This window comes from Pseudoalteromonas sp. PAR1, assembly GCF_947311895.1.
In the GTDB taxonomy this organism is placed as follows: Bacteria; Pseudomonadota; Gammaproteobacteria; order Enterobacterales; family Alteromonadaceae; genus Pseudoalteromonas; species Pseudoalteromonas lipolytica_C.
Genome location: NZ_CAMZMY010000024.1, coordinates 33,298 through 46,705, shown reverse-complemented (window position 1 = coordinate 46,705; position 13,408 = coordinate 33,298). Strand labels below are relative to the sequence as shown.

The window sequence follows — 13,408 nt, the reverse complement described above, 5'->3', positions numbered from 1 at the left end:
GTATATTTCGCAAGTCGAAGTCGTTATGAGCCGATGTTTTCACACATCAGCTTTTTAATTAGATGAAGCTTTCTTAAGCTGTGCAATCCCCCAAAAAAGCACCCCAGCCCCCGTGCATGATAAGAAAAAGAACAAACCCAAGCCGACAGGCGATCCCCAAAACAAAATACTGTATAAAACTTCCATCTATATATCCTTTATTATTATTTGAATAACACGTTATATAAGTTTTAGGAACGGCTCGTCAAGAAGCATTATCCACGCATTGCTTGAATACTCTCTAGCGCTTTAGCAAGCTGTGCTCTTAGTTTTTTATAACGTATATAAACAGCCAGTACGATAATGCCATTAATGCCAAGCTGGATAAGCCATAGGCTGTATGTTTTAAACATAACCATATTAAACAAGGCAACGATTAGCAAAGCGCACCAAAGCACAACGCAGCCAATAAAACTCACATGCCAGTAATGAACTTGGTGCTTCAGCTGGTTTTCTTTAAAATTAAGCATTGCATTGACGTCTAGTGTTTCTGCTCGCCAAAGCTTTCGTCTTAAACGGTATGACCAAATTCCAAAACCTAGAGGAATAGGCACTAATAGCGCAAACATAATGGTTTCATAGGTATTTTTTGCCTCAAACAACATGGCGTAAATACAAAATACGGTTACCACAACACCTAATAAAGAGTCGATTAAACCTTTTAGCTTTAACTTAGTTCGCGACTTTTGTGTTTGTGCAATTAACGCCGCGCTATCCACTTTCGGGGTTGCCTGCACGAATGCCTGCTGCCACTTGGCTAATTGATCATCTGCTTCGAATTTATTCACTTTATTACTCCATTAGGCTCGCAAGTTGTTGTCTTGCTCTACTTGCACGTTTAGCAACTGCATCTTCAGACAATCCCAGCGTTTGAGCTATCTCATTTTGATTAAACCCTTCAAGCTGTAAAGCAAGCACCTGCCGGTATTTCAGCGCTAATTTACGAAGGGCGGCCATTAAATCTAAACTGTCGTCTGGTGATTTATGAGCACTTAAGGCGTGGGTGTAATTAATACTTTCAGAGCTTGCCATCTCTTTGCGGTTTTGCTCTTTAATGACATGATCAACCGCTTTATTGTGAGCTATTCGGGCAATATAGGTTTTCATGCTGGCATCACCTCGAAAGGCAATATCGGGAGATGAGCCGCTACTTTCAAAAGCGCGCCAAACAGCCAGCGACATCTCTTGAATGAGCTCATCTTGCAGCGCTTGGTTTATCTCGTAGGTTGCAGCAACACGCGCCAACAACGGCGCGTATTCATTCAGCAACGAGTTTATTTGAACGTCAGCTTTCACTGTACTTCCATGTTTTTATTATTATTTGAACAAGCGATTATAGGCACAAAAGAAGGCACATGCTAATACAGGCCCCACCAATAGCATGGGTAAAAGACTATAAGGGGCAACAAAGGTAACAAGCATATTAATCAAACAAAGCATGCTTAATGGTTTAATCACCGTTAATGCGGTTGTAATACTTTCTTTTACAGCTGAAATAAGCGAAGCATTATTTAAAAGTAACAGGGGCACCACAAACATAAGCAGCATATTTATAGGGACAATTGATACAAACATAACCCCTACGCGCCAGCGCTCAACATCAACAAATTGACCAGACAATAATACCGATAACTGCTCACTACCGATCAAAGCACTGCCAACAGCAAATTGCACCAGCGCCAGTAAAATACCCACAACAGACCAAATCGCAACTCTGCCCCACTTCGCCCATGTTGCATTGTGCCTAAATGAAAATCTCTGGTTATTATTCAAGTTAAACAACAAAGGCCATACCGTTGCCATAAGCATAGGCGCTAACCATTTTGATACGGTTAAACCTGTAGGTGCAGGCAATAGTTGCACCACACCAGGTACAATAGCGAACAGCGTCATAAGTAAGAAAAGTTTAAACGGTGCTTTTTTAAATAGCCCCCATCCTTCTTTTAACCAAAGAGTAGCATCACTAAATGGTGCGTTCATTGAATCAAGTTTTAGCGTATTCACAGTTGAGGTTGTAGTCGTCATGAGTTTGTCCTTTTCGTAAAAATAGATACATAAGACACTGCCTATCGCTACCACCAAATAGAACAACTTCGTGTCATTTGCAGCTATAGACGAGACAAACTCAAAAAACCTGACAAAATATTTTTAAAAAATTAAAAATAATTTTATTTCGTTGAATTTTAAGGATAAAAAAGAGGTGTAGAAATTTTTGAGATTAAGCTAGTAAAGCTAATAAAAGAATTTTGGGTCTATAAGAGGTGTTTAATTTAACTACCTATTTGAAATTGTGTTTCTTTCTTAAGCAAAAAAGTCCCACATAGGGACTTTTAATAATTACTTATGGCCAGCAGGTGCTTTATTTACTACCTGTACTTGAGAGGAAATTGCTCGCTCAATAACTTGATTATAAACTCGCTTTTTCTCACTTGAGCTTGAATCAAGTACAAAGTCTGAAAGCTTAGAATTTTGAGCTTGCTTTGGCTTTATTAAATTTGAAAACATAGGCACTCCTAAAGCTCGTTTTTTGAGCTGGACGATGATTTTATCAGGCTCTCTAGATCTTCTCTAGTGAATTTTTCATCTAAATGATGCTCAATTGCCTGAACATTATCATGATAAAAGCGTGTTCGACCCTTATTATTCTTAACTAATAAATCTACTTTAATTTGACTTCCAAACTTTGCCTTAAGTTCCTTTATAACTTTTTGTGATGCAAAAAATTGATCTATAAAAGTATTTGGTAAAATTCTACGCCCTTCTAACTTCTCTCTAGCTTCAACAAATTCCCATGCATATTCTGGGTTTTGGTATACAAACAAAATAAGCACATTTCGACCTTTACGAATAGATCGCTCAATATTTTTTTCTGCAACATCATAACTTGCCAAGGTACCATCTAACAAAAATGACTGTTTATTTTTAAAAGCATGGTCAAGTGTCCTCTCTACAATAAAAGATACAGCACGATGAAATAAATAAGAATTATCACCTGTGTAACCAGGTATTTGCTCTCTTAACTCATCGGGATCAAGTCTGAGTACATTATCAGCACCAATCTCTTCTAAAAAAGCTTTTGAAGCTTCCGTTTTTCCAGCACCAGGCGAACCTGCCATAAAAACAGAAACCGGTCTTGTATCGGGAGGAAACTGATTTTTGTCTGTTAACTCACGGGCAATACGTGTTCTGTGTTTTTTAGCATAAGCTATGGCATGTTGTTCTAGTTCATCAAGTGTCATATAAAGCCTTTCCCTATCTTTTTATTATGTCCCTAAAGTGCCTATTAGCAAGTGATTTAAATTCAAAATAAACCCTATGCGATTAGCCTCTTCAGAGTTTCTTTATGTTTATAAGCGCTTTTCCCAGCTCTAAAAAGGCGCTGAGCACAGCCCATAGCAGTTCGTGGCAGGGAGATTAACTAGTTGCAACGTTATGATATTGGTGGTGGTCATAAATGGTCATGCTCATTCTCAAAAGCATCTAGTCGCACACTCTTCTTTTCTAATGGCGGACATGGCCTTAGGCGTAACGCACAAGAGAGAATAGCAGAGCTAAAAAGCTTGGGGCTTAGTAGGCAAGTAGCTCTCGAAACTGAATCACAAGAGCTAGGTCATTTCAGGGCTGAAATTACTGAGGTTTATTTAAGGTAAATAGTTGCAGCTATTTCGAAGTTGTAAAGTTTATAACTTTAACAGGTACCATACTTAAACTCACATTACTAAATTTTAAGACCCTTCTTAACCTTTCATAGGTCATTTTTAATTCATATTTAGCCATCAGTGGCAGGCTATTATTGTCAGGTTTTATTTTTGTTTTATCGTACAGCAACCACAGACTGACAGAATAATCAGTTCCAAATATTTCTTCAGGAATCTCTTTGATATGGTCTAAAAATAAATTTTTCTGTAGATGGCCTGATTTTTCAATATAGTTTCTTATTTGTTCAATAAACTTAGGATCAACTAAAAAGGATTCACAATAAAATCGGGCTTGAGAGAATAAATAATTGATTGAGCTACACCCTCCATACTTTTTAACATGGATTATATTGCCTTTCCCTTGACTATCAATTTCAAAAATATCACAAAACTCTTTATCCTTTCGACCTTCTCCGATTTGTAATTTAGCCTGATCAAATTTTATTGAATCAGGATTAAGGTCGCAGTATTTTTGATTAAAATTTTCTTCTCTATTTTGCTTGAGTTTCCCACATGAGATATCTATATTTTTATAGCTGCTTGAGATATCAACTTCTTTCAATTCTTTATTGATAAAGTTATTAATTGTTTCATAAAAATCATCATCAACTTTTCTCCACTCACCATTAGAAAGAACATAACAGGATTCTTCTGCTATTTCGGCAACAAGACATTCATACAGAGACCAATTTTTATAACTTAATATCTTGTTTTGATCATGTGAATATGCATAAATATTTTTGCGACTCAGGCTACTTAACGATATTTTACTGATATCTTTAAAAACAACTTTTGCTAAATCATCAACGCTAATATGGGAAAAAATTTTATTTTCTCGCTTATCAGAATTCGAGTAGGAAAAGCTATACTCGTCATCTGGTATGAACTCTGGAATAGCTAAATGTATTTTAGAAAAGTCTTCGACTTGAATTAACTTCAAAAGTTTTTCATCAAGCTCATTTTTCACTTCTTCGGAAACCGGAGATAAATTGGGATAATTAGGGAACAAATCTTTGTAAGCTTCTGAATTATAAGCTTCTAGGTACTCATTCAAATTAGAAATCAAACGTTCCCAGTTAATCTTATCATCACCAACAACTTTAACTGTTAGGTTATTCTTACCTTGCAACGTAACTTTTTTATCATCTGAGTGGTGTGCTGATAAATAGCTCAGTAATTCAGTTTCTGACATACCAAAGTCAAATGCATCCGAAGGCTTACTTAACTGACGGTCAATCATTTTTGTTGTACTGGAGTGCACTGAACTTTTTGCCTGTCTAACTTCTTGATTACCGCATAAATTCATAGCTACTTTGATACCGAAGTCTGGCTCAAATAAGTTTTTCTTTAACCAGCTTCGACCACGGGTCCCAAATGCGGCAGCAAAAACACGATCGTTTTTCATTACCAATAATAACCCACTTGGACGTAAGGATGAGATTGTGAAATTAATTTCGGAACCCCCCTCTAGCTGTGAATTAATAAAGTCCAACCATGGCGGAGGAGATAAGTCAGATTTTATTTGATGACAATAAAACTCGCAGTGACAACCTCCAACCTCAAAGCTTCTAACTTTAAAAGAGTCACTTTCTACCTGCGGCATTTTTTCAACATCAATCAAATCACTAAAAATTTTACCTTTCTTAGATAAATAAAGTGATATCTGTCCTAACTCGTTATCCATAGCGTTCCCTACTATTTAAATAAAACTTTACTATGAAGTATTAATTTATAAAAACAAATATGCAAACATTAGTGGAACGCAAGTGAGGTTACACAATTATATTAATTTGCTATATTGAAAAGTAGCACAGGGTAATTTCTGTTAGTAGGTGTTTACTTGGGAAGCTTTTAAAAATGGTGGCCCCTCCCAGACTTGAACTGGGGACCTAACGATTATGAGTCGTGTGCTCTAACCAACTGAGCTAAGGGGCCATTGTATTAGCTTTTGCTAATTTTGAGATGCGTTTAGGAGGGCTAACTCACTAAAGCGGGTTGCAGTATAAAAAGTTTTTGTAACCTTGTCACTAGCAAAACTCTTTATTTTAAAAATCCTTAAACTATTTGCTCAAATAGTAAACTCTTTGTTTTTTCAACGACCTTAAAGCATGTCGATTGATTTCTAGCCTCCGACATTGTTCTAGATCAAATAGCTAAATCACTAAACTCGTTAAAATAGCCGCTCAATCAATTGCGGAGTGCTGACTGTGATAAATTTACCAAGCTGGGATCAATCTTTGATCAATAAATACAATATTTCAGGGCCAAGATATACATCTTACCCCACTGCGTTGTCTCTAGCTGATGGTTATAACCAACAAGATATGATTAACGCGATTGCGGCATCGAAAAGCCGTTCTTTATCGTTGTATATCCATATCCCTTTTTGCAGTCAGCTTTGTTATTACTGTGGTTGTAATAAGGTGATCACTCGTCATCAGTCTAAAGCCGATTTATACCTCGATAATTTAGCGCTTGAGATTGCTGAGCAGGCAACGCTTTTTGCTGATTATAACGTTGAGCAACTGCATTTAGGGGGTGGTACGCCAACGTTTTTATCTACAGAGCAAATGAGCCGCTTAATGGCGTTAGTTGAGCAGCATTTTAATTTTGCTGATGATGCTGAGCGCGGAATTGAGATTGACCCTCGCTCTTTAGCTGATGGCATGTTAGTACATCTACGTAAGCTTGGCTTTAATCGTGTCTCGTTTGGTATTCAAGATTTTAATGATGCTGTACAGCTGGCGGTTAATCGTCCGCAAAGCGTGCAGTCAGTAAAAGGTTTAATTAGCGAGGCTCGTGAGCTTGGCTTTAAATCAATTAATGCCGATATGATTTACGGTTTGCCATTACAGACACCTGAAAGCTTTAAAGAGACGATTGCACAGCTGATTGAGCTAAATCCTGATCGCGTGTCTGTGTTTAATTACGCTCATTTACCAGATAGATTTGCAGCGCAACGTAAAATTAAAGACGCTGACTTACCTTCTGCTGGCGATAAACTTACTATGTTCAAAAATACACTTGAGCAAATGTTAGCGGCGGGCTATCAGTTTATCGGTATGGATCACTTTGCTCGTAAGGATAATGAACTAGCGATTGCCCAAAATGAAGGTAAATTACACCGTAATTTCCAAGGTTACACAACACATGGTCAGTGTGACTTATTAGGTTTGGGTGTGTCGTCAATTTCGCAAATTGGCAATGCCATTTTACAAAACGAAAAAGAGTTAAAGCACTATTACAAAGCCGTGCAAGAAGGCTTTGGCAATGCAGTATGTAAAGGTGTCGCTCTCACTGATGACGATACTTTACGTGCAGCAGTGATCAAACAATTGATCTGCCAGTTTGAGCTGGATATTCCCTCAATCGAAAAACAGTTTAATATCAACTTTGCCAGCTATTTCTGTGAGGCATTGCAAGCACTGGACCCATTACTAGCTGATGGCTTGGTGTCTGTTAGCCAAGATAAGATCACAGTAACAGCCCGCGGTAATTTATTTATTCGTATTATTTGTATGTGCTTTGATGCGCACCTACAACAACAAATCAAGCAAACTCGTTTCTCACGAGTAATTTAACAACAAAAAGCAGAGCCTAGGCTCTGCTGTTTAATTAGCTTAATTCAACGATACGTCAACTTAATTAAATACTACGTTTTCGCTGCCTGGAGCTGCTTTAAACTCTTCAATGATACGTGCGCAATCTGCTTTAATCTCATCGCTATGCTGCTCTTCAGCACGCCAACGAGTGGTGTCCATTTTAAAGATCTCTTTTTTAGAGTACTTTTTACGGGCATCGTGCGTTGGCATGTCTTTTACAACTTCGTACATTTTGAATATGCCTGGGTAGCGCTCACTTAACTCAAACTCTTCTGCAAAGCTGTATTGAGAGATCAGCACCCAAATGCGTAGACAGCCTTCTGAGAACTCACATTGCTCTTCATTCATCGCACGGGCAATTAAATGAATGCTGTCGGCTAACTTTGCATTACGCTTTGCTTTTGAGTCAGCAAGCTTTAGCGCATACTCAGCTTTTTTCTTAGCGATAAGCTTATTTTGCTCTTTTAGTTTATACAGAAGTTGTCCTGCATAAAACGCAAGTCCTGCGATAATTGCCGCACCAATAACTATGGCAATAATCAAGGGTATGCTCATCGTTCATCCTCATCTTCGTCATCTAACCATTCGTTTGCTAGGTCATCAGATAAGTACTTATCGAAGTCAGATTCACCTTCATCGTATGAATCATCTTCAAAGTCATCTTCGTACTCGTCTTCGTCTTCAATACCTAGCAGTTCACATAACTCTTGGTGACGTGCGATACGACTATTGAAGTACTTAGCATCTTTACCTGTTAACAGCTCACCACGTTCGTGACGCTCAACAAGCTTTAATAAGCGCTCATCATTTTCTAATGCTTCTAGCTCTTGCTCTGGTGTTAGCTCTGGCTCATTAACTTTCTTAAGCTCAACCATTGGTTTTAAGTTACGTTTCATTTCAACTTTTGGTTCAGCTTTAGGCGCAACTAATGAAACTGGCTTTTTGCTACCAACACGTTTATCTTTCGGTTGGTTATTAGCCTTTGTGTTCTCTCCCTTTTGCACGTCAGGGGCGTTTCGAGAACCTGGTTTAGCACCTTTGGTCTTTTTAACTCGCTGCTCCTTCAACGCTCGCATCTCTCTAAGTTTTTCTTTACTCAGACGTACCGGGCCATTTGATGGAATTTTACGCGACTTTTTCTTTCTACTCATATCTTGATCGTCTCACTTAAGAGGTTGTGCACAACACCTTTAGCGGCATTGTAATGCTGGCATAACCAGAAGAATTCGGTGTGCGGATGTGGTTTGTCAACATGACGAACTGCGCACTTTTCATACTCTCATATCAATCGTGTTAAGTTATTTAGCAGCTAAATATTTAAGTCGATTGGTATTAGTACAAACGGTGGCTATTGTAACAGGACAAATAAAAAGGCGGTAGAGAAAACATCTCTACCGCCTACTAATCTGAGCGCCAATAATTTGGACACTTCTCCCTTCGACTTTTAGTCTTTATTATTTTTATTATTATTTTTTATCCATTTTGTTATTTTTAAACCTTCCGTGTAGCATTCCATTTTGTTTTTATTATTAAACTTCCGTGAGCTTTTATTATTCTCGGTCAATCCTGACACTTTTTTGTTATTTCCTTTAGTACATCAAACGATGTAACCCCCTAAAGATTTGCCGCAATCACTTTCCTTATTGCTTTGTCCTTGTTGTTTTTATTGTCTCAGCGACAGTGGTTAATTTACTCATTAATAATTTTGTTACAACTAATTTATATAACTTTTCTTACAGTCAAAAGATTAAAAAACGACAATTACCTTTTAAAACAATTTGTTATATTATAAAAAAAAATAAAAATAAGATTTAGCTCACATTGAAGTGTGGGCAATGTCTCACAAGGAAGTAAGAAATTTCGATGAGATAAATATGAAAAAAAAGCAGCTTGCGCTGCTTTTTTTACAATTTGTACACTTTAATGCCAATATTTACATTCGGCAATCAGACTTTAGTGTAAGCCACCTAAGTATTTTGAAAGAACTTCGATGTCTTTGTCTGTTAATTTTTTAGCGATGTCTTGCATCATGCCGTTTAGGTCATTATTGCGTGTACCATCACGGAATTTTTCAAGTTGAGACTTGATGTATTCTGGGTGTTGGAACGAAATTTTTGGGAATTTAGCAAGTGATGTACCGTTACCACGAGGACCGTGACACGCAGCACATGCTGGAATACCACGCTCTGCATCACCGGCTTTATAAAGCTGCTGACCCACTTCTACTACATCTTTAGGTGTTGAACCTTCAGACATATTTAAAGAAGAGAAGTAAGCTGCTAGGTCTTTCATGTCTTGATCGCTAAGCGGCATAGCCATACCACTCATTACTGGATCCATACGGCCTTCTTTGCCGCCAGACGTCATACCTAATTTAAACTCTTGTAATTGTTTATAGATATAATCTGCGTGTTGGCCTGCAATTTTAGGGTAGATATTAACCGGTGCATTACCGTCTGGGCCGTGACAGGCCGCACACGTTGCCGATTTCTCTTTACCTGCGTTTACATCGCCATCAAATGCTGTTGCGTTGCTTGCTGACAACGTTCCAAGCAATATAGTTAAAGATAGTGCTATTTTTTTCATGGTGAATTCTCTGTTTCCGACCCTGTATCATCTACAATATGGATGTTGTGATTTCTATATTCTACACGATAATAAATTCTCTGGCACGTTTTCTGCCCACTTTAAGCTCATAATTTATAGGGATTTGACTTAGATTAAGTTTCTATCTAGAAATTTTCCCACTAAGTAACTAAATTTAGCACGCTTAAATACGCTTTTGAATGCTGCTTTAATAGTATAAAATACGCGTCTTAAGTGAATTTTAGTCACTGTTCAACATTATTTATAAAAGATTAGGAGAGCCTGTGCTCAAATCTCGTATCAAATACAATACTGCGTCCTTTGTTACTAGCGCACCTGACATCTCACGCTTGCCTGCTGATACGGGGATTGAAGTCGCGTTTGCTGGTCGCTCTAATGCGGGTAAATCAAGTGCCCTTAATACGCTAACTGATCAAAAGTTAGCACGTACCTCTAAAACGCCGGGTCGTACTCAGTTGATCAATACTTTTGAGCTTGATGCTGATAAACGCCTTATCGACTTACCTGGTTATGGCTTTGCGAAAGTGCCAATCGAAATGAAGAAGAAATGGCAAAAATCGTTAGGTGAGTACTTACAAAAGCGCCAAAGTTTGAAAGGGATTGTTATTTTAATGGATATTCGTCATCCACTAAAAGATCTTGATCGTGACTTAATTGACTGGGCCGTTGGCAGTGAGATCCCAGTGCTTGCACTTTTAACTAAAGCCGACAAATTAAAACAGGGTGCACGTAAAGCACAAGTTTTACAAGTTCGCCGTGAGCTAAGTAGCTTGGAAGGTGATATTACTGTTCATGCATTTTCATCATTAAAAGGAACAGGCTTGCCAGAAGTTGCTAAAAAGCTAGATGAATGGTTCTTAGGGCCAATTGAAGTTCAAACTCCTGAATCTGAAGAAGAACCAGAAGCTTAGGCCAAGTAATAACGCTTACCTAATGACTCTATAAAGTAGCCCTGCTCGTCTGAGCAGGCTATTTCAGCCCATTGATAATAAACATTTCTCGATACTCTTGCCACTAACCCATGTGCTAACTGTAAATAAGGTACCTGCAGATTTTCAAATTTGCGTAATTGTAGTGGTTGCGATGATGTCACTAACCAAGTGCGTTGTAGATTATCAACACAGCATAAAGCCTGCCCTTGCTCGGTCTCTTCAAAATACCAATCAACAATAACAAATGGCACATCAATGACTGTAATCGCCATTTTCTCTACTGGCGTTTTTAAATAGTAAGTATTGGCTTCTTTACAAAGTACGGATGCAAATAGTTTGACCATTGCCTCCCGTTGAATTTCGCTGCCAGCATAAAACCACACTCCTTGACCATTGATCTCAATAGGCAACTGACCACAATTGTCTGGTTGCCATTGATCAAAAGGTTTATCAGGCTCTGCAAGTGCAGCTTCTAGCTCGGCAAGCGACTGCATTACTTATCTTTATCGAGCGTCAAAGAAAAAGTTACAGGAACAGCTGTTGCAATAGATGGTAAACCAGCAAGCTTTTGTAGCTGTGCAATGCCTTCTGTTACTTTGAAATCAGCTGCATTAATAATCACTGGTGAGAACGAAGAAACTGTCACATCACCATTGGGTGACATGTTTGCCAGTACATCAATCGTTAACTCTTTTTTATTGCCATGGAAGTCAAGCTCGGCTTTCAAACCAGTTAATACATGTTGTCCTGGCTTCAGTGCTAATAATGATTTACTTAAATCAGCAGTTAAAACTGCATGAGGAAACTCAGCTGTTTCGAACAACAATTTAGTCATGCGCTCATTACGGATAGGAATTAGCGTTTCAACAGAGCTAAGATCGATCATTAACTTGAATTGACCTTGCTCATTCAACGTACCTGATACTTTTTTGAAATGATGCGCTTCAGCAATTGAATTCTTTTTGATAGATACAAAGCTAACCTTGCTTTGCTCATTGTTAACCTGCCAGTTTGCACTAGCAAAAGGAGCAACTAATAAACTTGATAATGATAAGGCGGCAAAGGCCACAGATTTAAACATAACGCATTCCTTCGAAGATAATAACAATCTATTAGATGGTATCACCTGCGTTAATTTGTGCAATGAATTGTATGATAAGAAGAGAAAAAACGGCTCGCTCAATAACAAGCGAGCCGGTATAGCAAACTGGGGAGAAGCTATCAATACGTTGCATCTTTTCAGATGCATCATCAACAGGATGTCCTACAGGATGAGGACGGCGCGGACTTTAACAAAGTCCGCGTTAAAAAGAAATTGCATCCGCAATGAAAACGCTCGATTTGATAAACATATAACGAAACTCTAAAACTATCTTTTCTTGTTTACCTATAATTAACATTACATCAAGTGGTTATTTAAGGTATCGTTAAATTAATCAGAGAAAATAGCAGCATTATTAATACATGTTGATGGCAAAAACTTAGCACAAGAGTAAAAAGGAATGAAAAAATGCCTCCTAGCACTAGCTACCATCTTACTCATTTCGCTGAGCTTACCCTGTCACGCGAAAAATAATAGCACTCAATACCCGATTGTTTTGGTACATGGGCTGTTAGGTTTTGATAGCCTATTAGGCGTTGACTATTTTCATAATATCCCTAGCACTTTATCGCTTGATGGCCACCAGGTTTTTGTTGCTGCTGTGTCAGCTGTTCACAGTTCAGAGTTTCGTGGTCAACAATTACTGGCTCAGGTTAATCATATTTTGGCACTCACGGGCGCAGAAAAGGTTAACTTAATTGGTCATAGTCAAGGAGCGCAAACGGTTCGCTATGTCGCTTCGATCTCGCCTAACTTAGTTGCCTCTGTGACCAGTATCGGGGGTGCAAACTATGGCAGTACACTTGCTGATCTTATTCGCGAAGAAATAAAACCAAACTCACCATCTGAACATTCGTTTAAGCTAGTATTTGCAGCACTAGGCAGCATGATTTCGTTACTATCAGGTCACAGTGATTTACCGCAAGATCCGTTAGCAGCATTATATAGCTTAACCAGCCAAGGAGCCTCTGTATTCAATCAAAAGTACCCAGAAGGTTTACCGCCAACGGCATGCGAGCAAGGACAAATGCTTGCCAGTAATGGGGTGTATTATTTTTCGTGGAGTGGCACAGCAGCGCTTACCAATATTCTTGATCCAACCGACTTATCTATGCTGCTTGGATCAATATTGATCGTAGGTCAAGATGATGGCCTGATTTCACGCTGTAGTAGCCACTTAGGTCATGTCATTAAAGATGATTATAAAATGAATCATTTAGACGAAATCAATCAATTTATAGGTTTGCATCATTTACGCGAAGTCGACCCTGTTGAGCTTTATCGTCAACATGTAAAAAGGTTACAAGAGTTGGGGTTATAGTTAACGAGTAATGATTTATTTTTGGTTAAGTCGGGTCGCTAGAAGTGATGTTCTGTATACAGAAGCGATCAGCTTTCAGCCTTCAGCCTTCAGCGGTCAGACGCGCG

At 38.4% G+C, this 13,408-nt stretch carries 15 protein-coding genes and 1 tRNA gene; 4 read left to right on the top strand and 12 right to left on the bottom strand.

All coding sequences use genetic code 11. The features are described 5' to 3' along the window. Nucleotides 1-254: 254 nt before the first annotated feature. From QL229_RS17060 to QL229_RS17040, 5 genes are all read right to left on the bottom strand, one after another. Nucleotides 255-827, bottom strand: a complete 573-nt coding sequence (locus tag QL229_RS17060) for a hypothetical protein (RefSeq protein WP_281547201.1) — start codon at nt 825-827, stop codon at nt 255-257. 4 nt (nt 828-831) lie between these two features. Then, nucleotides 832-1,335 (bottom strand): sigma-70 family RNA polymerase sigma factor, encoded by a 504-nt coding sequence (locus QL229_RS17055; protein ID WP_281547200.1) that lies wholly within the window; start codon nt 1,333-1,335, stop codon nt 832-834. Nucleotides 1,336-1,356: 21 nt separating this feature from the next. Next, complete coding sequence (locus tag QL229_RS17050) at nt 1,357-2,064, bottom strand: hypothetical protein (protein ID WP_281547199.1); 708 nt, start codon at nt 2,062-2,064, stop codon at nt 1,357-1,359. Between the two features lie 312 nt (nt 2,065-2,376). Continuing rightward, a complete protein-coding gene (locus QL229_RS17045; RefSeq protein WP_166338703.1) occupies nt 2,377-2,544 on the bottom strand; it encodes a hypothetical protein in 168 nt (55 codons plus the stop codon). An 8-nt stretch (nt 2,545-2,552) separates the two neighbouring features. Then, on the bottom strand, nt 2,553-3,278 hold the full coding sequence (locus tag QL229_RS17040) for a zeta toxin family protein (RefSeq protein ID WP_235383241.1): 726 nt from the start codon (nt 3,276-3,278) through the stop codon (nt 2,553-2,555). A 183-nt stretch (nt 3,279-3,461) separates the two neighbouring features. On the opposite strand from QL229_RS17040, the gene QL229_RS17035 reads away from it, so the two are divergent. Beyond that, nucleotides 3,462-3,689, top strand: a complete 228-nt coding sequence (locus QL229_RS17035) for a hypothetical protein (RefSeq protein ID WP_348649205.1) — start codon at nt 3,462-3,464, stop codon at nt 3,687-3,689. Nucleotides 3,690-3,699: 10 nt separating this feature from the next. Here the strand turns inward: QL229_RS17035 and QL229_RS17030 are convergent, their stop codons facing one another. Together QL229_RS17030 and QL229_RS17025 are read right to left on the bottom strand one after the other, a co-directional pair. Beyond that, nucleotides 3,700-5,421, bottom strand: coding sequence for a DUF6119 family protein (locus QL229_RS17030; RefSeq protein ID WP_281547198.1), 1,722 nt, complete (start codon nt 5,419-5,421; stop codon nt 3,700-3,702). Nucleotides 5,422-5,595: 174 nt separating this feature from the next. Next, a tRNA-Ile gene (locus tag QL229_RS17025) sits at nt 5,596-5,672 on the bottom strand. A 272-nt stretch (nt 5,673-5,944) separates the two neighbouring features. Between QL229_RS17025 and hemN the strand changes: the two genes are divergently transcribed. Beyond that, on the top strand, nt 5,945-7,318 hold the full coding sequence (hemN, locus tag QL229_RS17020) for an oxygen-independent coproporphyrinogen III oxidase (protein ID WP_281547197.1): 1,374 nt from the start codon (nt 5,945-5,947) through the stop codon (nt 7,316-7,318). Between the two features lie 60 nt (nt 7,319-7,378). Here the strand turns inward: hemN and QL229_RS17015 are convergent, their stop codons facing one another. The 3 genes from QL229_RS17015 to QL229_RS17005 all read right to left on the bottom strand — a co-directional run bounded on the left by QL229_RS17015 (nt 7,379) and on the right by QL229_RS17005 (nt 9,925). Then, a complete protein-coding gene (locus QL229_RS17015) occupies nt 7,379-7,894 on the bottom strand; it encodes a DUF2489 domain-containing protein (RefSeq protein ID WP_135922776.1) in 516 nt (171 codons plus the stop codon). Continuing rightward, a complete protein-coding gene (yihI, locus tag QL229_RS17010; protein ID WP_135922777.1) occupies nt 7,891-8,490 on the bottom strand; it encodes a Der GTPase-activating protein YihI in 600 nt (199 codons plus the stop codon). The genes QL229_RS17015 and yihI overlap by 4 nt, the downstream gene beginning before the upstream one ends. Nucleotides 8,491-9,292: 802 nt before the next feature. After that, the gene (locus tag QL229_RS17005) at nt 9,293-9,925 is read right to left on the bottom strand and encodes a c-type cytochrome (protein ID WP_135922778.1); all 633 of its coding nucleotides are present in this window, start codon (nt 9,923-9,925) and stop codon (nt 9,293-9,295) included. A 284-nt stretch (nt 9,926-10,209) separates the two neighbouring features. On the opposite strand from QL229_RS17005, the gene yihA reads away from it, so the two are divergent. After that, complete coding sequence (yihA, locus tag QL229_RS17000) at nt 10,210-10,857, top strand: ribosome biogenesis GTP-binding protein YihA/YsxC (protein ID WP_135922779.1); 648 nt, start codon at nt 10,210-10,212, stop codon at nt 10,855-10,857. Here the strand turns inward: yihA and QL229_RS16995 are convergent. Together QL229_RS16995 and QL229_RS16990 are read right to left on the bottom strand one after the other, a co-directional pair. Continuing rightward, the gene (locus QL229_RS16995; protein ID WP_281547196.1) at nt 10,854-11,372 is read right to left on the bottom strand and encodes a DUF1285 domain-containing protein; all 519 of its coding nucleotides are present in this window, start codon (nt 11,370-11,372) and stop codon (nt 10,854-10,856) included. The two genes, yihA and QL229_RS16995, sit on opposite strands and share 4 nt — an antisense overlap. Beyond that, a complete protein-coding gene (locus tag QL229_RS16990) occupies nt 11,372-11,959 on the bottom strand; it encodes a YceI family protein (RefSeq protein ID WP_281547195.1) in 588 nt (195 codons plus the stop codon). Before QL229_RS16990 ends, QL229_RS16995 begins: the two co-directional genes overlap by 1 nt. Nucleotides 11,960-12,380: 421 nt before the next feature. On the opposite strand from QL229_RS16990, the gene QL229_RS16985 reads away from it, so the two are divergent. Continuing rightward, on the top strand, nt 12,381-13,301 hold the full coding sequence (locus QL229_RS16985; protein ID WP_253038156.1) for a triacylglycerol lipase: 921 nt from the start codon (nt 12,381-12,383) through the stop codon (nt 13,299-13,301). Nucleotides 13,302-13,408: the final 107 nt, after the last annotated feature.